Consider the following 21,893-nt stretch of genomic DNA (forward strand, 5'->3'; position numbering starts at 1 on the left):
AAGGCCGGGAAACCAAGCAACTTGGTTTCCCGGCCTTTGCCGTGCCCGCGAGGCGGGGCTTGGAATGAAACTTCGGGAGCCTAGGCAAGCTCCATGATGAATTCCTTCACGACCGCGGCGCGGGCGTTGGAGAAATCGGCTGCCTCGTCAATGACCTTGAAACCACGTCGTTCCAGGACCTTGATGGAGCCGATGTTGTCCTGCGGGACGCGGGCGCGCAAGGGCCGGGTCGTGTACTCGGCCAGGAACGCATCCACGGCGGAGGTGGTGATGCCCTGGCCCCAGAAGCGGCTTGCCGTCCAGAAGCTGATCTCCGGGATCGCTTCGTTCTCGAACACCAGGATGGAGCCGGCAACCTCGCCGTTGTGCTCGATGGTGCGCACGATGACCTTGGGGTCGCTGGTGATCAATCCCCAGTGGTGGTTGAAAACCCCGCGGTCGGCCGGGTTCCGGGCGGTGAAGGCGGCCATGAGGTTGGCTTCGGGGTCCTGCTGGTGTTCGAAGAACTGATCCAGGTCTTCGGGCTGCAAAGGCCGTAGATGCACGGTCACTGCCTCTCTAGTTGTGATGGTCGTCTATGTCCTAGCCTACCCGGGTGAACAAGGCGGATGCCGCCATCTGGTTCAGCAGTTTGCGCAAGCCCGCCTTGGAAGTGCGCGGGGAGTGCGCCGAATGTGCGGTGGAGTTCAGCAAGCCGAAGGCCGCGTGGGCGCGGAAGCGGATCACGGCGTTGGTTTCCTCGGGGTGGATCTGGTGCAGTTGGTCGGTCCACAGGGCGATGTAGGAGCGCTGGAGCTTGCGCACCAACTGCAGCTCCGCGGCCGGCAGTGTCACCAGGTGGCGGTCCTGGACCTGGATGATGTCGGGTCGGGCCAGGGCGAAATCGGTGTGGAAGGCGATCAGCCGCCTCAGGATGGCCTCGGCGCCTCCTCCGGCCGCGGTGACCTTCCGGCCGCCCTCAAGCATGTCCTCGCTGACGCCCACCAGCAGGGCGATGAGGACAGCGGGTTTGCCGGAGAAGTGCCGGTAGACCGCCGGGCCGCTGATTCCGCAGGCCGCCCCGAGGTCCTCGAGCGACACCCCGGCATAGCCGTGGATGGCAAAGAGCCGGGTGGCCTCGGCCAAAAGGTCTTCGCGTCGCTGTGCCTTGGCGCGGTCGCGGTCGGTCGCGGCCAGGTCCTTGCCGTTTGCCTTCAACTCTTCACCGCTCCTTCCTGCCAAGGTCCCGCAAGCCGGCGAATGCCGGGCGGTTCTTGGTGCTCCTGGGACACTGGACAAGTGTGCCGTACGCCACTAGCCTCGAACTCAGTTAATGATCACTAACAATACGTGGTCACCGGACAAAGCCCAAGCGGCCCGCAATCGCGGACCGGACGGGCCCGCAGGACCGGCCGGCCGGCACCCGCAACACGCGGTTCCGGACGGACAACCGGCAATCCCGCATCCATGCCTACCAGCGAAAGGGGCACCGGGGAAGATGATCAACCTGGAACTCAACGAGGACTACAAGGAACTGGCCAAGACGGTGCGCGAGTTCGCCACCGAGGTCGTCGCCCCGGTGTCGGCCAAGCACGACGCAGCCCATTCCTTCCCCTACGACGTCATGGCCCAGATGGGCCAGATGGGCCTGTTCGGGCTGCCGTTTTCCGAGGAATACGGCGGGATGGGCGGAGACTACTTCGCCCTGTCCCTGGCCATCGAGGAACTGGCGCGGGTTGACCAGTCGGTCGCGATCACCCTGGAGGCCGGGGTGAGCCTCGGTGCCATGCCGATCCACCGCTTCGGGACCGAGGCGCAGAAGGAACGCTGGCTCCCGGCACTGTGCTCCGGGTCCGAGCTGGCCGGGTTCGGCCTGACCGAATCCGGGGCGGGCTCCGATGCCGGCGGCACCGCGACCACCGCGGCCCTGGCGGACGGCACCTGGACGATCAACGGCTCCAAGGAATTCATCACCAACTCCGGCACCGACATCTCTACCCTGGTCACCGTCACCGCCGTCACCGGGACCCGGCGGAAATCCGACGGAACCACAGCCAAGGAAATCTCCACCATCTTGGTCCCGCGCGACACCCCCGGCTACACCGTGGAGAAGGCTTACGACAAGGTCGGCTGGCGCGCCTCGGACACCCACCCGCTGCGGTTCGATGACGCGCAGGTCCCCGAGGAGAACCTGCTGGGGGAACGCGGGCGCGGCTACGCGAACTTCCTGTCCATCCTCGACGAGGGGCGCATCGCCATTGCGGCGCTGGGCACCGGGGCCGCCCAGGGCTGCCTGGACGAGGCCACCGCCTATGCCAAGACCCGGACCACTTTCGGGAAGCCCATCGGATCGAACCAGGGCATCTCCTTCAAGATCGCCCGCATGGCCGCCCGGGTGCACACCTCGCGGCTCACCTACTATGCGGCGGCGGCCAAGATGCTTGCGGGCCAGGATTTCAAGACCGAGGCCGCGATCGCCAAGCTGGTGGCCGGGGAAGCGGCCATGGACAACGCCCGCGATGCCACGCAGATCTTCGGCGGCTACGGATTCATGAACGAGTCCCTGGTGGCCAGGCACTACCGGGACTCGAAGATCCTGGAAATCGGCGAGGGAACCACCGAGGTCCAACTGCTGCTGATCGCCCGGTCCCTGGGACTCTGAGGCGGGTCCGGGGCGCACGGGGTGAAAAGTTTGTAGGATACGAGAACAAGAGTCCTCCAGGGGTTGCCTCGGTCGGCCGGCGCAGCGGCGCGGTGCAGGCCGAAGTGAACCGCAATGAACCGATGGGATGCGTGATGGCCATGGCCGAGCAGGGCGATGTACACGAAATCCACCAGCGTGGCCTGTACTTCGAGGAACTGGAAGCCGACGCGGTTTACGTGCACTCGCCGGGGCGCACCATGACGGAGGCGGACAACGTCCTGTTCACCACCATGAGCATGAACACCCAGGCCCTGCACCTGGACGCCGCCTACGCGGCCACCCAGCCCTTCGGCAGGCGCGTCATGAACTCGATGTTCACCCTGGCCACCATGGTCGGCCAGTCGGTGGCACAGCTGACCCAGGGGACCCTGATGGGCCAGCTGGGGCTCACCGACGTGCGCTTCCCGCACCCGCTGTTCCCCGGGGACACCCTCTACACCCAGACGCATATCGTGGATTTGCGCCCCTCGAACTCCCGGCCCGGGCTCGGGGTGGCGACGTTCGCCCACGTCGGCAGGAACCAGGACGGCATCACTGTGGCCGAGGCCACCCGGGTGTGCCTGATGTTCACCCGCGAGGCCCACGAGAAGCTCCGCAACGGGTCCTTCGGCGCGGACGACTGGCTGTAGCGAGGACTCTGCTCGGCGCCCCGTGACCGGGTCAGGAAGCCGGGTTCAGGGTGTAGCGGTTTTCCGGCCTGCCGGCGTTCCCGTAGCGGGGCGTGCAGCGGGCCAGCCCGTCGGCGACCAGGAACTCGAGGTAGCGCCTGGCGCTGACCCGCGCCAGGCCCAGCTCCGCGGCGAGCTCGGAGGCCGAGTAGTCCCGGTTCGAGTTCCTCAGCTGCACCATGACGGCCTCAAGGGTCGCCCGCGAAAGCCCCTTGGGTGGTTCGGCCACGCGCGTGGACTCCGCCGAGCCCGCCCGCGTGGCGTCCGCTGCCGTGGGTTGTCCCTGGTCCGTGGCCTGCGGCAACCCGGAGCGCAGCAGGTCGATGCTGTGCTGGTCCAGGCCTTCCTCGGTGGCATGGTGGCCAAGAACGGCGGCCCGGTGGGCCACGTAGTGGTCCAGCCGGGCCTTGAATTCCGCCGAACCAAAGGGCTTGACGAGGTATTCGATGACCCCGCCGGCAAGGGCGCCGCGCACCGTGGAAAGTTCCCGGGCAGCAGTGATGGCAAAGACGTCAAGCAGACGGCCCTCGAGCCGGGCGCGCAACGCGGCGAGCACTTCCAGCCCGCCGATGTCTGGCAGGTGGATGTCCAGCAGCAGTAGTTCCGGGCGCAGCGAGGAGACAAGTTCGAGCCCCTGGGTGCCGGAGTGCGCGATGCCCACGACCTCGAAGGCGCCGTGGGCCATCAGAAAGCCGTGGTGCACCCCGGCCACGGAGGGGTCGTCGTCGATGATGACGGTGCGGATCGGGTTCATGATCTTCCTGCAGCTTGCTTCGTGGCGTTCGCGGGTGTGATGGCCGGGGGCGGGAGCAGGACCGTGAAGGCGGCCCCGCCCAGGTCCGATGCGGCCACGGAAATCGTGCCGCGGCGGCGGGTGACCACCCGGTGGACCAAGGCTAGCCCAATGCCGCGGGCCCCGTCATGATTGTTTCCCGCCTTGGTGCTGGTGCCAAGCTCCCACAGCGAATCGCGCATCGCCGGATCGATGCCGGGCCCGTCGTCGTGGATCTCGATCAGCACGCTGGAATCCGCCTCCTCGCAGACCAGCAGCTCGATGCGCCCCTGGTGGACCACCGCCTCGATGGCATTGTCGATGAGGTTGCCCAGGATCGTGATCAGGTCCCGGCCCAGCGAGGGTTCCGAAGGTGCCAGCACCGAGTCGCTGTCGATGACCAGCTCGATGCCCTTCTCCCGGCAGATGGCGCCCTTGGCTAGCAGCAGCGCGCCCAGCTCGGGGTCGGTGACCGAAGCAAGGGCCGAGGCCCCCGTGGGGGAGCCGGAGGTATCGATGGATCCGATGAACGCCGATGCGGCCTGGGCCTGTCCAAGCTCCAGCAGGCCGGAAATCACGTGCAGGCGGTTGGAGAATTCGTGGGCCTGGGCCCGCAGGGCCTGGGTCATGTCCCGCGCGCCGCTGAGGTCGCGCAGCACCGCATGAAGCTCGGTGCGGTCGCGCAGCACCAGCATGGCCCCGACGCTGGACCCGCCCACGGTGGCGCCGGAGACCTTTGCCAGCAGGATGCGCTCGCCGGCCAGGACCAGGCGCTCGTCCGCGGGCCGTTCCAGCAGCAATTGGGCGATCGGCTGTTCCAGCGCCTCAGCCGCGGGCAGGCCCAGGACGTCCTCGCGGATGCCCAGCAAGCGCTTGGCCTCGTCGTTGGCCAGTGTGATGTTCCCGAGGCGGTCGGTGGCCAGCAGGCCCTCGCCGACGCCATGCAGCAGGGCCTCGCGGGATTGCAGCAGCTCGGCGATCTGTTCCGGTTCCTGCCGGTGGATCCGCCTCCAGACCAAGCGCGAAATGCTGAATGCCCCGATGCTTCCCACGACCGCGGCGGCGATGAGCCATCCCACCAGGATGGGCAGTCGCTCGAGCAGGTCCGCGGTCAGTTCGCTTTCCAGCACTCCCACCGAGGCGGTGCCGATGACGTCCCCATTGCTCCACACCGGAACCTTGACCCGCCAGGAGGTGCCCAGGGTGCCCTGCTCGGTGCCCACGAAGGTCTCCCCGGACAGCGGCACCGAGGGGTCGGTGGAGACCTTTTCTCCGATGCGCTCGGGGTTGGGGTGGGAATAGCGGATCCCCTCGGCATCCGTCACCACCACGTAGGTCACGTCCGAGGCCTGCCGGATCAGCTCGGCAATGGGATCGATGGTCGCGGCGGGGTTTTCCTCGGCGAAGGCCTCGATGACCGAGGGCAGCCGGGCCACGGATTCGGCCACGCCCACCATCCGGGCCTGGTGGGCATCGCGGATGGAATCGGCCTGCAGGTACGCCGCCACCACGCCGGTCACCGAAATCACCAGGAACACAATGCCGACCTGAAGCAACAACAGGTGCGTTCGAAGCGAGGGGGTGCGGAACATCCAACCATTTTTGCACGATTCCCCGCGCCAGGGCGGGCCCGTGACCATAAAGACCAATACCACCACTACCACCACATGCTTCACGGGAACCGGGGGGCTTTGTAGTGTCGATCACGCACCCTGGTGATCGACAGCACATGCCGCGGTGCCCACTCATTCGCACATCCGGACAAGGAAGTTCCACTCGTGAAGATCAATCGCTCGTTGACCCGCCGCACCGCCCTGCTGGCCGCGGCCGCCGCCACCGCACTGACCATCACCGCCTGCGGCGGAGGCGGGGGCACCGACGCCGGGGCCGCAGACGAAATCAAGAAGCTGAACATCATCGTCCCGGCCAACCCGGGCGGCGGCTGGGACCAGACCGGTCGCTCCATGCAGGCGGACCTCACCGCCAACAAGCAGGTCGGCTCCGCCAGCGTGCAGAACATCGGCGGCGCCGGCGGCACCAACGGCCTGGCCAAGCTGGCCACCGAAAAGGACGCCAACACCCTGATGGTCATGGGCTACGTGATGGTCGGTTCGGTGGAGACCAACAAGTCCGCCTCGCGCATCGAAGACACCACCCCGATCGCCCGCCTCACCGAAGAGCCGCTGGTGCTCGTCGTCCCGGCCTCCAGCCCCTACCAGAGCACCGATGACCTGATCGCGGACATCAAGGCCAAGGGCAAGGGCGTTGCCATCACCGGCGGCTCGGCCGGCGGCGCCGACCACATCCTGATCGGCCAGATCCTCAAGGCCAAGGGCATCGCCCCCGACTCGCTGAACTACATCGGCTACTCCGGCGGCGGCGAATCCCTCGCCGCCCTGCTGGGCAACAAGGTCCAGGCCGGCATCTCGGGCGTGGGCGAATACGCCGAGCAGGTCAAGGCCGGCAAGGTCCGTGCCCTGGCGGTCTCCGGTCCCGCCGAGGCTCCGGCACTGCCGGGCGTCAAGCCGTTGAAGGACCAGGGCATCGACGTGGTGCTGACCAACTGGCGCGGCGTGGTCGCCCCGGGCTCCATCGACGAAGCCCAGGCCGCCAAGCTCACCGACTTGGTCACCAAGCTCAACGAGTCCGAGGCCTGGGCCAAGACGCTCAAGGACAACAACTGGGACAACGCGTTCCTGGCCGGGGATGAGTTCAAGACCTTCCTCGACGAGGACATCACCAAGGTCAAGACCACGCTGACCGAGATCGGCCTGGTCAAGTAACCATGCAGACCGCGCAGAAGAACCTCGGAGAAGTTCTCTTTGCGTTGGTCTTCGTAGTACTGGGTGTGGCGGGAGTGATCTTCGCCGGAACCATCGAGGTTCCGGACCTGGAGTTCGGCATGGGTCCCCGGGCCTTCCCCTACATCGTGAGCACACTGATGCTGGTCATCGGGGCGGGCCTGGTCTTCCAGGCGCTCCGGGGCCGGCTCGGTGCTGCCGAGGACGGCGAAGACATTGACGCAGAGGCCAGCACCGACTGGATCACCATCGGCAAGATCGCCCTCTTTGTCATCATCCACATCCTGCTCATCGAGCCCGCAGGCTGGCCGGTAGCCGCCGCGGCGCTGTTCACCGGCGCCTCCTGGTCCTTGGGGGCCAAGCCCCTGTGGCGCTCCATCATGATCTCGGTGATCCTGGCCCTGGTGCTGCAATACCTCTTCGGCGGGCTCCTGGGCGTATCCCTGCCGCGCGGACCGCTGCTGGAAGGCGTTGAGTTCCTCAATGGATAATTTCAATATGCTCATGGAGGGCTTCGCCACCGCGGCGCAACCCATCTACCTGCTTTACGCGCTCTTCGGGGTGTTCATCGGCACCGCCGTCGGCGTGCTGCCGGGCATCGGCCCGGCCATGACCGTGGCACTGCTGATGCCCATCACCTACTCGCTGGAACCCACCGCGGCCATGATCGTGTTTGCCGGCATCTACTACGGGGGCATGTACGGCGGCTCGACCACCTCGATCCTGCTGAACACCCCCGGGGAGTCGGCTTCCATCGTCACGGCGCTGGAGGGCAACAAGATGGCCAAGGCCGGGCGCGGGGCCGCGGCCCTGGCGACCGCGGCCATCGGCTCCTTTATCGCCGGCACCATCGCCACGGTGCTGTTGACCTTCCTGGCCCCGGTCATCGTGGATTTCGCGATCAACCTGGGACCGGTGGACTTCGTGGCCCTGATGGTGGTCGCGTTCCTGACCATCGGCGCCCTGCTGGGCGGCTCGATCCTGAGGGGCATGGCCTCCCTGGTGCTGGGCCTGTTCATTGGCCTGATCGGCGTGGACGACACCACTGCCCAGCAGCGCTACACCTTCGGATTCCCCGGTCTGACCGACGGCATCGACGTGGTGCTGGTGGCCGTGGGACTCTTCGCCGTGGGCGAGGCCCTCTACGTCGCGGCCCGCATGCGCAAGGGCCCGGTCGAGGTCATGTCCATGGGATCTTCCTCGGGCAACAGCGCCAAGTGGATGAGCAAGGACGACTGGAAGCGCTCCTGGAAGCCCTGGCTGCGCGGAACCTTCATCGGATTCCCGATCGGCACCGTCCCGGCCGGCGGCGCGGACGTTTCCACGTTCCTGTCCTACGCCACCGAACGCAAGCTGGCCAAGGGAAAGAACAAGAAGCAGTTCGGCCACGGCGCCATCGAGGGCGTTGCCGGCCCGGAGGCCGCCAACAACGCGGCGGCCGCCGGAGTGCTGGTCCCGCTGCTGACCCTGGGCATCCCCACGACCGCGACAGCGGCCATGATGCTCACGGCCTTCCAGCGCTACCAGATCCAGCCCGGCCCGCTGCTGATGGAAACCAACGGTGCACTGGTCTGGGCGTTGATCGCCAGCCTGTACATCGGCAACCTGATGCTGCTGATCCTGAACCTGCCGCTGGTGGGGCTCTGGGTGAAGATCCTGCAGATCCCGCGACCCTACCTGTACTCCGGGATCTTGGTCTTCGGTGCCCTGGGTGCCTACTCGCTGAACTTCGCCACGCTGGACGTGGTGATCCTGCTGGTCATCGGCATCCTGGGCTTCTTCATGCGGCAATACGGCTACCCCGTGGCTCCCATGGTGGTGGCCATGATCCTGGGCCCCATGTTCGAGGTGCAATTGCGCCGCGGCCTGCAGATCTCGCAAAACGACGTCTCGGCCCTGGTCTCCACCCCGTTCACCTGGGTGGTCTACGGTGCACTGGTCCTGATGTTCGTGGCCTCCTTCTTCATCAAGCGGGCACAGAAAAAGATGGAATCCGCACCCCTGGAACAGATCGAGGAAAACAGCCAATGAGCGAGGCAACCACCCGTCCGGTGATCGTGCTCGGATACGTGCCCGGAGCCCTGGGCGATGCGGCCCTGGCCGCGGCCGTGGACGAATGCGGCCGCCGCGACGCGAAGCTGCTGGTCATCAACTCCACCCGTGCCGATCGCACGGTGGATGTGCACTACGCCTTCGAGCCCGACATGGAGCGCTTGCGCACCTATCTGGAGGCCGGCGGGGTGGAACACGAGATCCGCCAGTTCACCTCGGACCAGCTGGCCAGCGACGACGTGCTTGAAGCCGCAGAGAAGGCGGATGCCGAACTCATCGTCATCGGGGTGCGCCGGCGCTCGCCGGTGGGCAAGATGCTGATGGGCTCCGACGCCCAGCGCATCTTGCTGCAGGCCGAATGCAACGTGCTGGCGGTCAAGGCGTAGTCAAAAGCATTAGTCATTGTTGCCAACGAAATGCGGCTCCTCGTTATGACCCACGGAAGAGGGCACAACGTGGAGCCGTGATTTTGCTGCAGCTATGGCGGCGTTGAACGGTGTCTATTGTGATGACACGCAGCGCGATTTTCCCTGAAACCTGGAATCTTGGTTGCTTGAAATGCAATCCATCCCAACTTTGATAGATTCAAGGTGGGTTCTTCGGTACAGAGCTGCGTTTGATGCTGGCCGAATCAATTGTGGAGAGAAGGTGGCGAACTGCTCAAGTCTAAGCGTGGGAAAGTTGGTGCACTGGCATTCGCGGCGTTCGCTTGCTCAGTATTGCTCGCCCTTCAAGCACAAGAGGTTTTCGCATCAGTGCTGTTAGTTTTACTTGGAACTGTTCTGCAGGTCGGGGCGCTACTCCTCGCGTCTTCAGACGGGAAGGCAGACCCGACGCTTGCAAGATCGCACGTACGGCACCTTTCAGCTGCAAGAAATCGGGTAAACCGCGCAAAGTCATTAGCTGAGCAAGCACGAGAATCCGAACTGGACATCCACGCCTGGCGCGATACCGTCGGAATGCTGAGTGTTCATTTGAGCTATGTTGAAGAAGACATGGTGCTAGCAATCGAAGATTGGTTTGATTTTTCTTCGGAGGCATTAAAAGAAGCGGTAGAAGAATCTAAAGAGGGAAAAGATGAGCAGAATTGAGGGCCGTGTTGCAACAGTTTTAAGTGACCGGCAGATAGCAATAAATCGTGGTTCCCAACATGGGGTCGAGATCGGGATGAAATTTGCTGTTCTAACTGACGAAGTGCCAGTTGTGACAGATCCTGAAACTGGAGAAGAAATTGGGAATGTAGAAGTTGCCAAAACTCTAGTCAAGATCGTAAGCATCCAAGAAAAAATGTCGATTGCGCGGACCTTTAGGACGAAAACTGTTGGCGGTGGCTCAATTTGGTCTTTAACGGGCGTCGGATCGACCCCAAAAAAGGTTGAAGAGAGTTTACGAAAAACAGAGTCTTCTGAAGTTTTCGAACTGGATGATGTTGAGAGAATCGTTGACAAAGGCGACAGAGTAGTACAGTTTGCCGGCGAAACTTTCGAAGGCGTCGTGGCGCACTTCTAGAAGTTGCAAACTTCTTGTGAATGCGAAGGTCATTAATCGTGACCGTGGAACGGCTTGCCGCGAGAACGAGTCATTGGTCAGATTTTTCTCGGATGTTATAGAAGCCGCACTGATGAGTGGATCCTGTTTTACTTGAAAAAGACAGCGGTAGCCCCAGCAATAAAGTTCTGCGAATGCCCGGTCTGTCTCAAATGCAGGCGCCCGATTGCAACTAGGAGTGTTCATTGGGTCGGCACAGGAACAGCGGCCATAATGGACAAGTGAACAACCTGCAGCCTTCCGCCTTCTTTGCCCAACCGGTGCCCGGAGCGATCCGGCGCATCACGCTGATCGGCTCCACCGGGTCCATCGGCACCCAGGGCCTTGAGGTCATTGCCTCGGCCCCCGACCGCTTCGCCGTCGCCGCGCTTTCGGGCGGGTACAACCTCGCGCTGCTGGCCGCCCAGGCCGTGGCCACCGGTGCCCCGGCGGTGGGCTGCGCACATCCCGAGATCGACGCGCTGGCCGCGGCCATCGCCGGGGCGTCCGCCGCCGCGGGCATGCACGGGTACGCCCCGCAGCTTTTCGCCGGCGAGCACGCGGCCACCGAGATCGCCCGCTTCCCCGACGCCGACGTGGTGCTCAACGGCATCACCGGGTCCATCGGGCTGGCCCCCACGCTGGCCGCACTGAAGGCCGGGCACCTGCTGGCCCTGGCCAACAAGGAATCGCTGATCGTCGGCGGGCAGCTGGTCAAGGCCGCGGCCGCACCCGGGCAGCTGGTCCCGGTGGACTCCGAGCATTCCGCGCTGGCCCAGGCGCTGCGCGCCGGCACCCCGGAGGAGGTCCACAAGCTCATCGTCACGGCCTCCGGAGGGCCCTTCCGCGGCTGGTCAGCCGAGGCACTGCGCTCGGTGACCCCGGCCCAGGCGCTGGCCCACCCCACCTGGGACATGGGCAAGGTGATCACCACCAACTCCGCGACCATGGTCAACAAGGCCCTGGAAGTCATCGAGGCGCACCTGCTCTTCGATGTGCCGCTGGAGCGCATCGAGGCCGTGGTGCACCCGCAGTCCATCGTGCACTCCATGGTCGAGTTCATCGACGGTTCCACCATCGCCCAGGCCTCCCCGCCGGACATGGCCCTGCCCATCGCCCTGGGCATCGGCTGGCCGCACCGGGTGCCGGGCTCGGCCACCGCCTGCGACTGGTCAACCGCCGCGTCCTGGACCTTCGAGCCGCTCGACGAGGAGGCCTTCGGCGCGATCCGCCTGGCCAAGGCCGCCGCCGCCGCCTCGCCCACGCACATGGCCGTCTACAACGCGGTGAACGAGGAGGCCGTCGAGGCCTTCCACGCCGGGGCCATCCGCTTCACCGACATCGTCGAGACCATCGAGGCGATCCTGCAGGGCTACACCCCCGAGGCCGGGGAGCCGGCACTCCAGACGGTGCTGGCCGCCGAGACCTGGGCACGAAAAGCCGCCGCCAAACGTTTGGAATCACTGTGAGCATCCTCCTTTTCATCCTCGGCGTGCTGGTCATGGTCGTCGCCGTCGGCGTGTCCATCGGCCTGCACGAGGTCGGGCACCTGATCCCGGCCAAGCGCTTCGGCGTGCGCGTGCCCCAGTACATGATCGGTTTCGGCAAGACGCTGTTCTCCGTCAAGCGCGGGGACACCGAATACGGGTTCAAGGCCATCCCGCTGGGCGGCTACATCTCCATGATCGGGATGTACCCGCCGGCCAGGAACAAGGGGGTGGTGGGGGCCACCGACGCCCCGATCCTGCGCAAGTCCTCCACCGGAATGTTCCAGCAGATGGCCGACGAGGCCAGGCACGCGGCGGCCGAGCAGCTGCAGCCCGGCGACGAGAACCGGCTGTTCTACAAGTTGCCGGTCTACAAGCGCATCATCATCATGCTCGGCGGCCCGGTGATGAACCTGCTGATCGGCATCGCGATGGTCGGCATCGTCACCGTCGGTTTCGGCATGCCCACCCAGACCAGCACCGTCGGCGAGGTCTTCCAATGCGTGGTGCCCCTGGGCCAGGAAACCACCCGGGACGCCGCGGTCAACAACGGCTGCCTGCCCGCCGACGCACCCGGCCCGGCCTACGCCGCGGGCCTGCGCCCGGGGGACAAGATCACCTCCTTCGACGGCAAGGCGGTCGGCAACACCGACTGGGTCCCGCTGACCCAGGCCATCCGCGGCCACGCGGGGGAGTCGGTCCCGCTGACCTACGAGCGCGACGGGGTGGAACACTCCTCCAGCATCAAGCCCTACAAGACCGAGCGCCCGCTGATCAACGACGAGGGCCAGATCGTCACCGACGCCTCGGGCAAGCCCGAGATCGTCGAGGTCGGGTACATCGGGATGGGCTCGAAGGTGCAAAACATTTCCCAGCCGATCTCCGCGGTGCTGCCCGCGGTGGGCACCCAGCTCAAGGGCGTGACCGCCGTGGTGCTCGATCTGCCGGCGCGGGTTGCCGCGGTCGGGAAGGCCGCCTTCTCCGATGCACCGCGCGACCCCAACGGCCCGATCTCCGTGGTCGGCGTGGGACGCATCGCCGGGGAAATCAGCGCCATGGAGCAGATCGGCGTGGCGGACAAGGTCGCCTCGTTGTTCTCGTTGATCGGCGGGCTGAACATCGCATTGTTCGTCTTCAACCTGATCCCGCTGCTGCCGCTGGACGGCGGGCACGTGGTCGGTGCGCTCTTCGAATCGGTGCGCCGGTTCTTCGCCAAGCTCTTCAAGCGCCCGGACCCGGGGCCGGTGGACATCGCCAAGATGCTACCGCTGACCTACGTGGTCGCGGTCGGCATGATGATCATGGGTGCCGTGCTGATCTACGCCGACATCGTCAAACCGGTGTCCATCTTCGGCTGACCCGACTGGCGTTGAAGCTGCCCCTTGGCCATCCCGAAAATGACGGCCAAGGGGCAGCTTCAGGTAGGCGCTGCCGCACGCATCGCCGACGGACGAGGAAGCCGCATAAGGAAACCACAGGATCACGACGTATGGTTGCGGCGATGACATGCACGACGGCACCTAGAGGTGGGCGTGGCCATGGGCCGACGTCGGCCGCCGAGCATCCGGTCGCAGGCGGATCTCCCTTGCAGCTCACTGTGCTCCGGCAAACGCCCCGGGAACCTTTCAAACCATCTCGCAAGCCTCAGGCAAGAGAACTCCGGCTCGGCCCTGGCCAAGCCGTTCGACTCCCTGGGCCCCGACACCATTAGCCCGTAAGGATTACTTCCCCATGCCACGTACTGAATCGTTCCTGAAGAAGCGCAAGCCGCTGGCCGCATACCTGGTGGCACCGCTCGCAGTTGGGGCCTTGGTGCTCACCGGGTGCACCGGCAACGCACCGGAAACCCAAACCGCCTCGACGCCTCCCGCGGCCGATTCCGCGGCATTCATGTCCGACCACAGACTCGCAGGACTCGATGCGCGCCAGGTGATCGACCGGCTGGACGCTCTGCCCGTGGCACAGCGCCCGCAGAACCTGATGGCCTCGGTGCGGCCCGACCAACTGCTGCTGGCCGACGACCAGCAACGCCAAGCAGTCCTGCCGCTCCCGGAGGACCAGTTCTACCTCTCGTTCGCCCCCTTCCGCACACAAACCCACGACTGCCACTTCCACAGCCTCACCACGTGCCTGGGGGAAATGCAGAACGAGGAGGTGAATGTGACCGTCACCGATGCCAAGAGCGGCGAGACCCTGGTTGACAAGACCATGGGCACCTTCGACAACGGTTTTGTGGGGCTGTGGCTGCCGCGGGGGATCGAGGCAACGTTGACCGTGGAATCCCGGGGCAAGAAGGCCAGCACGCCGATTTCAACGTCCTCGAGCGAGGACGCAACCTGCCTGACCACGCTTCAGCTCACCTGATACCCGGGTGTTCATGGCCGCGACCTCGATCCGAACCCATCCTTGGCAGGGTTGAGGCGCCGGCCATGCGGCCGCGGAGCGACGGTCCCGGACACCTACGCCGCGGCAACGGGCTGGCGCAGGATGGTGCGCAGCTTTTCTGGGGCGGCCTTGCGGAAATCACCGAGGTAGATCTCGTGGTGCTTGCCCTCGAGCCGGAGCCCCTGGCGGGGGATGAACTCGTGGTGCATCCGTTCCAGGACCGGCCCCTCGTCGTCGAAGGAGCCAACGTGCAGGATCTGCACGCAACGGCCCTCGGCCAGGGACCTGAGGCGGACATCGCCCAGGCGCACCGGCGGATTCTTCGCGCCCACCTTCCCGCAGGCGGCCTCGACCATGTCCAGCTCGATCCATTCGGGCACCATCAGCATCATCGTCCAGTCCCACCGCGACTTGTCGCGGGACACCGTGAACGAGTCCATGTCCCCGGCCCACCACAGGCCCTCCAGGGGCGGGACGACGTAGTCGCGGTCGAGCTCCAGCTTGCTGGCGAACTTCAGCTTGTACGCCACCGGGTACAGGGCTTCGAGCGCCTGGGCAAAGGCCGGGGAGGAGTTCGGGTCGCCGTGCCCGTCAACCATCAGGTACTGCATCTTGGGAATGTCCACAATCCGGAATTCACCGTGTTTCGCCCGGTAGCCGTCAAGCGTCTTCTTGAAGTCGATTTTCGCTGCCAAATGGATCCTAGTGTTCGGGAGACGGGCCTGGACCTATCCTTGGCTCAGGGACGCGGGGCCGAGATGAGCCAGCGGTGGCCATCGGGGTCGGTGATCGTGGCCGATCCCTGGTCCAGGGCGTTCCCCTGTCCGGCCTGCGTGCCTCCGCCGGCCACTGCGGCCGAAACGATCCGCTCCGCTTCGGCATGCGAGTCGGCATGGTGCGTGAGCGTTACCGATGAGGTGCCGACGTGCGGGTCTCCGGCGCCCACGTCCTTGGCGAGAACGGGCTCCTGCATCAGGCAGAGCCGGGAGGCGCCGTTGGCGGGCACGAAGTCGATGTACTTGTTGCCATAGTCCCTGTCCACGCTCATCCCCAGCGCGGTGTAGAAGGCCTTCGAGGCCTTGGGCTCCCTGACGCCGAGGATCACCGTGGTCTCGGTGGGCCGCGCGACACCTTCCGGGGAGGCGGTGTCCTTTCCTGCGGCTGCAAGTTTCCAGACGGTCCCGTCCGGTGCCATGAATGAGCCGGAGAAGGAGCCGAACAGTGCCTTCCGGGCGGGCTTGAAGATGTCGGCGCCGTGGGTGGCGGCGGCATCCATTCCGGCCCGGACATCGCTGGGCCCGGGAAGGATGTAGGTCAGCACGGAACGCTGGTAGGCGGCACCGGGAATGCCGGAGGCGGCGGACGGTTCGGCGGGTTGGGCCGGAATGAGCTCGAGGCGCCCGGTCCCGTGCAGGTCAATGGCGATGGATTCGCCGTCAGCCGTGGTCGGAGCGGAGAAAACGTTTCGGTAGAAGTCGGCGGCCGCGGGCACGTCGAGGCAGGAAACGGAGAGGGAATCCAGGGAGAAGGACATTGATGTTCCTTAGGAATCGGAGGGGCCGGTTGCCGCGCGAGCGATGAGTTCGGCCAGCTGGTCCCAGGCTTTCTCGGTGGCGTTGTGCAGTGCGTAGGAGGTCGGCCACAGTCCGTCGCTGGTATCCAGCTCGGCATGGGGACTGAATCCGAAGGTGGAGTAGCGCTGCTTGTCCATCTGCCCGCTGCGGAAGAAGCACACGACCTTCCCGTCCCTGGCATACCCCGGCTGGCCGTAGTAGAGCTTCGGGGCCAGGTCCGGGGCCACCTCGGCGACGAGCGAGTGGAGGCGCTCGGCCATCTGCCTGTCGCCCTCGGGCATCGCGGCGATCTTGGCCGACACGTCGGCGGCATCCGCTGCGGCCTTCTGGGCGGCACTGGCCCGCTTGGCCTCGGTCTTCAGTTCCTTGGCGCGGTCCTTCATGGCCTCGCGTTCCTGGGCGGAGAAGCTTCCGTCGGCGGCGCTCGAATCTGGGTCGGGCATGGTCTTGTTCCTCCGTGGGGTTGCCTGGATGTTCCTGCAACCCATCCTACGGAGGATGTGTCCCGGTGGCTTCTCGAATCCTGACCGGTTCGGATCCCACCCGTTCTGCCCGCCAGGGGGCGGGCCCCGGGACCCGGAAGGACACGTTTGGCGGCGCCACGGTTTAGGCTGGACCCCATGAGTGTTTTCGCAGTTGAATACGTGTACGCCGTCGGTTCCGAAGCCACGCGCGATGAGCATCGCCCCAAGCACCGTGAATTCCTGGCCGGTCTTGGCGCCAACGGAGACGGCCCCTCCATGATCGCCTCCGGCCCCTACGTCGATGGTTCCGGTGCCCTGTTGCTGATTTCCTCCCCGACCCAGGCCGCCCTGGCCGAGACCCTGGCCAACGACCCCTTCGCGATCCATGGCGCCATTGCGGTGCTGCGGATCACCGAATGGAGCCCCGTGACCGGTGAGCTCGCTCACCACGCCTGATCCTCCAAACCCCGCGTGATCACGGCCGTTTGGTGCCGTGCCGGCGCCGGGGGCTTCGCCCTGCGAGATTTGGGCCGCGCAAGCGGGCATGCAGGGGGATAATGGAAAAACCTTCCACACTCAACATCTCGGAGGAAATCTTGACCTCGATCCCGGTCAGCCTCGGCATGCCATCGGCACCGCCACCGATCCTTGCCCCGCGACGCAAGACCCGCCAAATCAAGGTGGGCTCCGTCGGCGTAGGCTCGGACAGCCCCATTTCCATCCAGTCGATGACCACGACTCCCACCACCGACATCAACGCCACGCTGCAGCAGATCGCCGAACTCACCGCAACCGGCTGTGACATCGTGCGCGTTGCCTGCCCCTCGGCCGACGACGCCCTGGCGCTGCCGATCATTGCGAAGAAGTCGCAGATCCCGGTGATCGCCGACATCCACTTCCAGCCCAAGTACGTCTTCGCCGCGATCGACGCCGGCTGCGCCGCCGTCCGCGTGAACCCGGGCAACATCCGCAAGTTCGACGACCAGGTCAAGGAGATCGCCGCCGCCGCCAAGGCCGCCGGCACCTCCATCCGCATCGGCGTCAACGCCGGCTCGCTGGATCCGCGCCTGATGGAGAAGTACGGCAAGGCAACCCCCGAGGCGCTGGTCGAGTCCGCCGTCTGGGAAGCCTCGCTCTTCGAGGAACACGACTTCCACGACTTCAAGATCTCCGTCAAGCACAACGACCCGGTCATCATGGTCCGCGCCTACGAGCTGCTGGCCGAACGCGGCGACTGGCCGCTGCACCTGGGCGTCACCGAGGCCGGACCGGCCTTCCAGGGCACCATCAAGTCGGCCACCGCCTTCGGCGCCCTGCTGTCCAAGGGCATCGGCGACACCATCCGCGTCTCGCTCTCGGCCCCTCCGGTCGAGGAGGTCAAGGTCGGTGCGCAGATCCTGCAGTCGCTGAACCTGCGACCGCGCAAGCTCGAAATCGTCTCCTGCCCCTCCTGCGGCCGCGCCCAGGTGGATGTCTACACGCTGGCCGACCAGGTCACCGCCGGGCTCGAGGGACTCGAGGTCCCGCTGCGCGTGGCCGTCATGGGCTGCGTCGTCAACGGGCCCGGCGAGGCCCGCGAGGCCGACCTCGGTGTGGCCTCCGGCAACGGCAAGGGCCAGATCTTTGTGAAGGGCCAGGTCATCAAGACCGTGCCGGAAGACCAGATTGTTGAGACACTGATTGAAGAGGCGATGCGCATCGCCGAGGAAATGGGGAACGCGGATGGAGAAAATCCTGTCCAAAGTGGCCCCGTGGTTACCGTCGGCTAGACGTAACCCGGGGGCAGGAGAGCCGCTGGCACCAGGTATCCGCGTCCTTGACGACGCGGACACCGCCTCTCTCCGTGCCCTCGTTTCGGCCGACCCGGTGGCGAACATCTTCATGGATGCACAGCTTTCCGTCACCGGTTCGGCCCGCCCCGGCCTGGGCGGCTCCCTGGTCATCGGCCGCTTCGAGGGGGCCCTGCTGGTCTCGGCCTGCTGGATCGGGGCCAACATCGTCCCGATCAACATCACCGCCGACGATGCCGGGGAATTCGGGCTGGCCGTCAGGTCGCTGAACCGCACCTTCGCCTCCTGCTTCGGCCCGGCCGAAGCGGTCATGGGGATGTGGAAGATGCTCGCCGAGGGCCCGCAACAGGCCTTCAGCGTCCGTCCCAGCCAGCCGCTGATGACCCTGACGGGCACCCCGGCGATCGAACCGAACCGGACGCTGCGCGCCAGCCATGCAGGGGAGTACGAGCTGGTCCTGCCCGCCTGCGCCAAGATGTTCGAGGAGGAACTCGGGTACTCCCCGCTGGCCAACGGCGGGTCGTTCTACCGCTCCCGGGTCCGCTCGCTGATCCATTCCGGGCATTCGCTCATCGACCTGGACGAGGGCGGGGCGATCCGCTTCAAGGCCGAGCTGGGCACCGTCACCACGCGGGCCACGCAGATCCAGGGCGTCTGGATGAGCCCGGAGCACCGCGGCAAGTCCATGGCGGCCGGCTACATGGCGGCCGTTGCCGACTACGCCCTGCGCCTGGCCCCGACCACCAGCCTCTATGTCAACGACTACAACGCCCCGGCCATTGCGACGTACCGCAAGGTCGGCTTCGAAGAGGTCGGCGAATTCGCCACCATCCTCTTCTGACCCGCCGGTCCCGGCATCCACCGACCACCGACACAACGCCCCGCACCGCGGGCAGCCGACCGGAAAGCCAGACGTGACGTCCCCACCAGCACGGACCAACGAATCCCGCCCCAGGACCATCACCGCCCTGGCCACCGCCTGCCTGCTGCTGGCGGTGGCCGGCTGCAGCAACGCCCCGGAAACGGCCACCCCGACGCTTCAGGCTCCGGTGACGGTCCCCGGACCCGGAAGCCCCCCGGGATCCAGCACCGGGGCGCCAAGCGGCACCACGGAGCTGGCGTACCTGGATGCCGCCGCGCTCAAGGGCGCCGTGCAGCAGTGGGCCGATGCCACCGCGGGCACGAAGGTCAACGACCAGGACGCCCTGCGCGGCCAGTTGCCGGCGGCCGAGAAATGGCTCGAGGGCATCACCGTGGTCCCGGCCAAGTGCGGGCTCTACGGCATCGGCAGCCTCAAGGACCAGCTGGACCAGGCCGCGATGGCTGCCGCGGTGCTTCCGCCCGAGGCCGGCGGGGACCTGACGGTGGCCTCCTACCGGGACCGTGACGCCCTGGTCGCCGACGTGGCCGCGCAACAGCACCTGGACGCGTCCTGCGGCAAGTACACCGTCTCGGCCGACGGCCAGAAGATCACCTCCACGCTGTCGCGCCTGGATGCCACCAGCTCGGCCACGTACACCTCGGCGAGCATGCTCGAAAGCGTCAACGGGAAGGCCAAGACCCGGAATGTCTCGGTGCGGGCCATTGACGGGCACATGATGATGACCGCCACCAGGACCGTGAAGGGCACCGTCGAGGAGGCCACCGCCCTGGCGCTGGCCGACGTCGAATCGATGCTGGGGATCCTGCGCGGCATCGAGCCCGCGGCGGCTGCGGCCCCGTAGAGGCATGCACCGCGGTTGCCACGCAGCAACCGCCGCTGGCGGCGCGCCCGGGCCCCGGCGCCGGTTCCCCAACCGTCGCACCCTTCTCCTAGGCTTGGAGTTTGGCCGACGGAGCATCCGCATCCTTCCCGCCGGCATTGCCCCGCACTTGATGAGGATTCTTCGTGAAAAAACGCGCCCTGATGTTCTTCCCGCTCGCCGCCGCACTGCTGCTCACCGGCTGCGCCGATGCCGGTTCCACCGCCGCGGCGGCCGGGCAACTGGACGCCCAGGCGCTCTCCGAGATCGCCAACGAGGTCGCCGGGGACAACGACAAGGCGGTCATCATCGACAAGGAATCGCTCAAGGCCCAGGTTCCGCTGGCCGAAAAGGCCCGCAAGGCCATGAAGGTCACCCCGGAATCCTGCACGGAATTCGTCGCCGGGGACATCGCCGAGGAACTGGAAAAGATGAACGTGGTTTCGGTGTCGCTGCCCGGGGCCACACCGCTCCAGGGGGTCCAGGTGGGCCTGGCCTCCTACGCAGACCCGGCCGATGCGGCGGCCAACATGGCCCAGGCCGAGGAGATCCTCAAGGACTGCGCCAACTTCTCCTTCTCGCTGCAGGGACAGGAAACCACGATGGGCGTCAAGCCGCTGGCGGCCAAGACCGCCGCGTCGAAGACCTCCGCCATCCAAACCAGCACCAGCGCCGGAGACACCACAATCACCACGGTGTCGGTCAACGCGCTGGAGGGGCAAAACGTCATCACGGTGGCCGTCATGGGCGGAACCGACACCCGGCAGGACATCGCCCAGACCCGGGAACTCGCCGACACCGTCCTCAAGCTCGTGGAAGAAAAGACCTCCTAGGCACCGGGCCCAACCTGCGGGGAAACCTTTGCCGAAGAATTCCTCTTTTGGCTGGTTTTCATGGGTATTGTGTTGCCCATGGCCGCACGCCAGGTGGCCGGCACCGTGCTTCATTCGCGCATCTTGGGGGAGAACAATGAAGAAAACGACATGGTGGGCCTTGCCCATTGCTGCAACGCTTGCCGTCACCGGGTGCGGGGGAGGTGCGGCTCCAGAAGAGGCAGCGAAGCCGGGCCAAACCGCCGGCGCCGAAGCACTGCCGAGCTCACCTGCACCATCCAATGAACCGGGAGCCACGGATCAGCCTTCCGTCTCACCTGCTACGCCAAGCAGCAGCGCCAGCGCCGAAACCACCCAGGGTTCCCAGGATTCGAAGGCAACCGCCGGCCGGCAATTCACGGCCAAGGAGCTGGGCAACGTGGCCAAGGCCATCCGCCAGGCGGGTGGACCGGACGGCACCAAGGTCCTCGAGGATGCCGAACTGCGGGCCAGCATGCCGACGATCGAGCAAATCCTCGCGGGCATGAAGGTCAAGCCGGCCGAGTGCGGTTCATTCGCCGTGGCCGGGGCGAGCGAGATGATGGACCGGGTCACCATGGCTGCCGTCGTCTTTCCCCCCGACGCCGACGACCTGTCCACCAGCGTGAACCTCGGTTCCTACGATTCGGCCGATGTCATCGATCAGGCGCTGGCCCAGGCCGATCAGGGCAGCACCAGATGCAGCGAATTCACCCTCTCCATGCAGGGCCAGGAAGTCTCCGCGGTCGTGGAGCCAGCCAAGGCCGACACCTCGGCGACCACCACCCTTGCCACCGTCACCAACGTGGAAATGATGGGCCAAAACATGCAGACGCTCACCGTCACCGGGTACAAGGGGCACAGCAACGTCTCGGTCAACATCTCCAACCCCACCAACCTTTCCAAGGCGGTCAAGGAGGCCGAGAAATACATCGACCTCGCACTGCTGCAGATGGAAGGCAAATAGGCACCGCCCGCAGAACGCGCCAGCGGCGGGCGGGCGCCGCCGGGGAAGCGGGCACGGGCACCGGGCCGCGCGGACTTCGATGCCAAGGCGCACCGGGTGGGCCACGTAAGATGGGACAAGTGCCTTGTGG

General features: G+C 65.9%; 24 protein-coding genes. 17 read left to right on the plus strand and 7 right to left on the minus strand.

Translation table 11 applies throughout. The features are described from left to right. Positions 1 to 80: 80 nt before the first annotated feature. Positions 81 to 545: a GNAT family N-acetyltransferase gene (locus J2T21_RS13250; protein ID WP_307581793.1), complete on the minus strand. Its 465-nt coding sequence runs from the start codon at positions 543 to 545 to the stop codon at positions 81 to 83. Positions 546 to 582: 37 nt separating this feature from the next. Continuing rightward, on the minus strand, positions 583 to 1,197 hold the full coding sequence (locus J2T21_RS13255) for a TetR/AcrR family transcriptional regulator (protein ID WP_307581794.1): 615 nt from the start codon (positions 1,195 to 1,197) through the stop codon (positions 583 to 585). A gap of 280 nt (positions 1,198 to 1,477) precedes the next feature. On the opposite strand from J2T21_RS13255, the gene J2T21_RS13260 reads away from it, so the two are divergent. Continuing rightward, positions 1,478 to 2,641, plus strand: a complete 1,164-nt coding sequence (locus J2T21_RS13260; RefSeq protein ID WP_307581795.1) for an acyl-CoA dehydrogenase family protein — start codon at positions 1,478 to 1,480, stop codon at positions 2,639 to 2,641. Positions 2,642 to 2,781: 140 nt separating this feature from the next. Beyond that, on the plus strand, positions 2,782 to 3,312 hold the full coding sequence (locus J2T21_RS13265) for a MaoC family dehydratase (RefSeq protein WP_071215761.1): 531 nt from the start codon (positions 2,782 to 2,784) through the stop codon (positions 3,310 to 3,312). A 31-nt stretch (positions 3,313 to 3,343) separates the two neighbouring features. Here J2T21_RS13265 and J2T21_RS13270 read toward each other — a convergent pair whose 3' ends face one another. Both J2T21_RS13270 and J2T21_RS13275 read right to left on the minus strand, forming a co-directional pair. After that, positions 3,344 to 4,105 (minus strand): response regulator, encoded by a 762-nt coding sequence (locus tag J2T21_RS13270; RefSeq protein ID WP_307581796.1) that lies wholly within the window; start codon positions 4,103 to 4,105, stop codon positions 3,344 to 3,346. Continuing rightward, positions 4,102 to 5,715 carry an ATP-binding protein gene (locus J2T21_RS13275; protein WP_307581797.1) on the minus strand — a complete coding sequence of 538 codons (1,614 nt, stop codon included), beginning with the start codon at positions 5,713 to 5,715 and terminating at the stop codon, positions 4,102 to 4,104. Before J2T21_RS13275 ends, J2T21_RS13270 begins: the two co-directional genes overlap by 4 nt. 186 nt (positions 5,716 to 5,901) lie before the next feature. Here J2T21_RS13275 and J2T21_RS13280 point away from each other — a divergent pair, with 186 nt between their 5' ends. From J2T21_RS13280 to J2T21_RS13320, 9 genes are all read left to right on the plus strand, one after another. Beyond that, positions 5,902 to 6,906, plus strand: a complete 1,005-nt coding sequence (locus J2T21_RS13280) for a Bug family tripartite tricarboxylate transporter substrate binding protein (RefSeq protein ID WP_307581798.1) — start codon at positions 5,902 to 5,904, stop codon at positions 6,904 to 6,906. 2 nt (positions 6,907 to 6,908) lie between these two features. Further along, positions 6,909 to 7,415: a tripartite tricarboxylate transporter TctB family protein gene (locus J2T21_RS13285; RefSeq protein ID WP_307581799.1), complete on the plus strand. Its 507-nt coding sequence runs from the start codon at positions 6,909 to 6,911 to the stop codon at positions 7,413 to 7,415. Beyond that, positions 7,408 to 8,955 (plus strand): tripartite tricarboxylate transporter permease, encoded by a 1,548-nt coding sequence (locus J2T21_RS13290; protein WP_307581800.1) that lies wholly within the window; start codon positions 7,408 to 7,410, stop codon positions 8,953 to 8,955. Before J2T21_RS13285 ends, J2T21_RS13290 begins: the two co-directional genes overlap by 8 nt. After that, positions 8,952 to 9,362 (plus strand): universal stress protein, encoded by a 411-nt coding sequence (locus J2T21_RS13295; RefSeq protein WP_307581801.1) that lies wholly within the window; start codon positions 8,952 to 8,954, stop codon positions 9,360 to 9,362. Before J2T21_RS13290 ends, J2T21_RS13295 begins: the two co-directional genes overlap by 4 nt. Before the next feature lie 369 nt (positions 9,363 to 9,731). Then, entirely contained in the window at positions 9,732 to 10,067 is a 336-nt protein-coding gene (locus J2T21_RS13300) for a hypothetical protein (RefSeq protein WP_307581802.1), read from the plus strand. Then, entirely contained in the window at positions 10,054 to 10,485 is a 432-nt protein-coding gene (locus J2T21_RS13305; protein ID WP_307581803.1) for a hypothetical protein, read from the plus strand. Before J2T21_RS13300 ends, J2T21_RS13305 begins: the two co-directional genes overlap by 14 nt. 269 nt (positions 10,486 to 10,754) lie before the next feature. After that, positions 10,755 to 11,972 carry a 1-deoxy-D-xylulose-5-phosphate reductoisomerase gene (gene dxr, locus J2T21_RS13310; RefSeq protein ID WP_307581904.1) on the plus strand — a complete coding sequence of 406 codons (1,218 nt, stop codon included), beginning with the start codon at positions 10,755 to 10,757 and terminating at the stop codon, positions 11,970 to 11,972. Further along, on the plus strand, positions 11,969 to 13,348 hold the full coding sequence (locus J2T21_RS13315; RefSeq protein ID WP_307581804.1) for a M50 family metallopeptidase: 1,380 nt from the start codon (positions 11,969 to 11,971) through the stop codon (positions 13,346 to 13,348). Before dxr ends, J2T21_RS13315 begins: the two co-directional genes overlap by 4 nt. A gap of 373 nt (positions 13,349 to 13,721) precedes the next feature. Continuing rightward, positions 13,722 to 14,354: a CueP family metal-binding protein gene (locus J2T21_RS13320; protein WP_307581805.1), complete on the plus strand. Its 633-nt coding sequence runs from the start codon at positions 13,722 to 13,724 to the stop codon at positions 14,352 to 14,354. Positions 14,355 to 14,449: 95 nt separating this feature from the next. Here the strand turns inward: J2T21_RS13320 and J2T21_RS13325 are convergent, their stop codons facing one another. The 3 genes from J2T21_RS13325 to J2T21_RS13335 are packed head-to-tail and all read right to left on the minus strand — an operon-like array spanning position 14,450 to position 16,392. Beyond that, positions 14,450 to 15,070, minus strand: a complete 621-nt coding sequence (locus J2T21_RS13325; protein WP_307581806.1) for a GyrI-like domain-containing protein — start codon at positions 15,068 to 15,070, stop codon at positions 14,450 to 14,452. A 44-nt stretch (positions 15,071 to 15,114) separates the two neighbouring features. Next, positions 15,115 to 15,909, minus strand: a complete 795-nt coding sequence (locus J2T21_RS13330) for a VOC family protein (RefSeq protein ID WP_307581807.1) — start codon at positions 15,907 to 15,909, stop codon at positions 15,115 to 15,117. A gap of 9 nt (positions 15,910 to 15,918) precedes the next feature. Then, on the minus strand, positions 15,919 to 16,392 hold the full coding sequence (locus tag J2T21_RS13335; RefSeq protein WP_307581808.1) for a DUF1801 domain-containing protein: 474 nt from the start codon (positions 16,390 to 16,392) through the stop codon (positions 15,919 to 15,921). 177 nt (positions 16,393 to 16,569) lie between these two features. Here J2T21_RS13335 and J2T21_RS13340 point away from each other — a divergent pair, with 177 nt between their 5' ends. The 6 genes from J2T21_RS13340 (at position 16,570) to J2T21_RS13365 (ending at position 21,763) form a co-directional block, all read left to right on the plus strand. Then, on the plus strand, positions 16,570 to 16,869 hold the full coding sequence (locus tag J2T21_RS13340) for a YciI family protein (protein WP_307581810.1): 300 nt from the start codon (positions 16,570 to 16,572) through the stop codon (positions 16,867 to 16,869). Between the two features lie 167 nt (positions 16,870 to 17,036). After that, positions 17,037 to 18,182, plus strand: a complete 1,146-nt coding sequence (gene ispG, locus J2T21_RS13345) for a flavodoxin-dependent (E)-4-hydroxy-3-methylbut-2-enyl-diphosphate synthase (protein ID WP_373457933.1) — start codon at positions 17,037 to 17,039, stop codon at positions 18,180 to 18,182. A gap of 112 nt (positions 18,183 to 18,294) precedes the next feature. Further along, the gene (locus J2T21_RS13350) at positions 18,295 to 19,044 is read left to right on the plus strand and encodes a GNAT family N-acetyltransferase (RefSeq protein WP_307581811.1); all 750 of its coding nucleotides are present in this window, start codon (positions 18,295 to 18,297) and stop codon (positions 19,042 to 19,044) included. 73 nt (positions 19,045 to 19,117) lie between these two features. Continuing rightward, on the plus strand, positions 19,118 to 19,927 hold the full coding sequence (locus J2T21_RS13355) for a hypothetical protein (protein WP_307581812.1): 810 nt from the start codon (positions 19,118 to 19,120) through the stop codon (positions 19,925 to 19,927). A gap of 164 nt (positions 19,928 to 20,091) precedes the next feature. Next, a complete protein-coding gene (locus J2T21_RS13360; protein ID WP_307581813.1) occupies positions 20,092 to 20,778 on the plus strand; it encodes a sensor domain-containing protein in 687 nt (228 codons plus the stop codon). A gap of 136 nt (positions 20,779 to 20,914) precedes the next feature. Further along, positions 20,915 to 21,763, plus strand: a complete 849-nt coding sequence (locus J2T21_RS13365) for a hypothetical protein (protein WP_307581814.1) — start codon at positions 20,915 to 20,917, stop codon at positions 21,761 to 21,763. Positions 21,764 to 21,893 lie beyond the last annotated feature (130 nt).

Source organism: Paeniglutamicibacter psychrophenolicus, from assembly GCF_030812255.1.
Taxonomy (GTDB): Bacteria; Actinomycetota; Actinomycetes; order Actinomycetales; family Micrococcaceae; genus Paeniglutamicibacter; species Paeniglutamicibacter psychrophenolicus_A.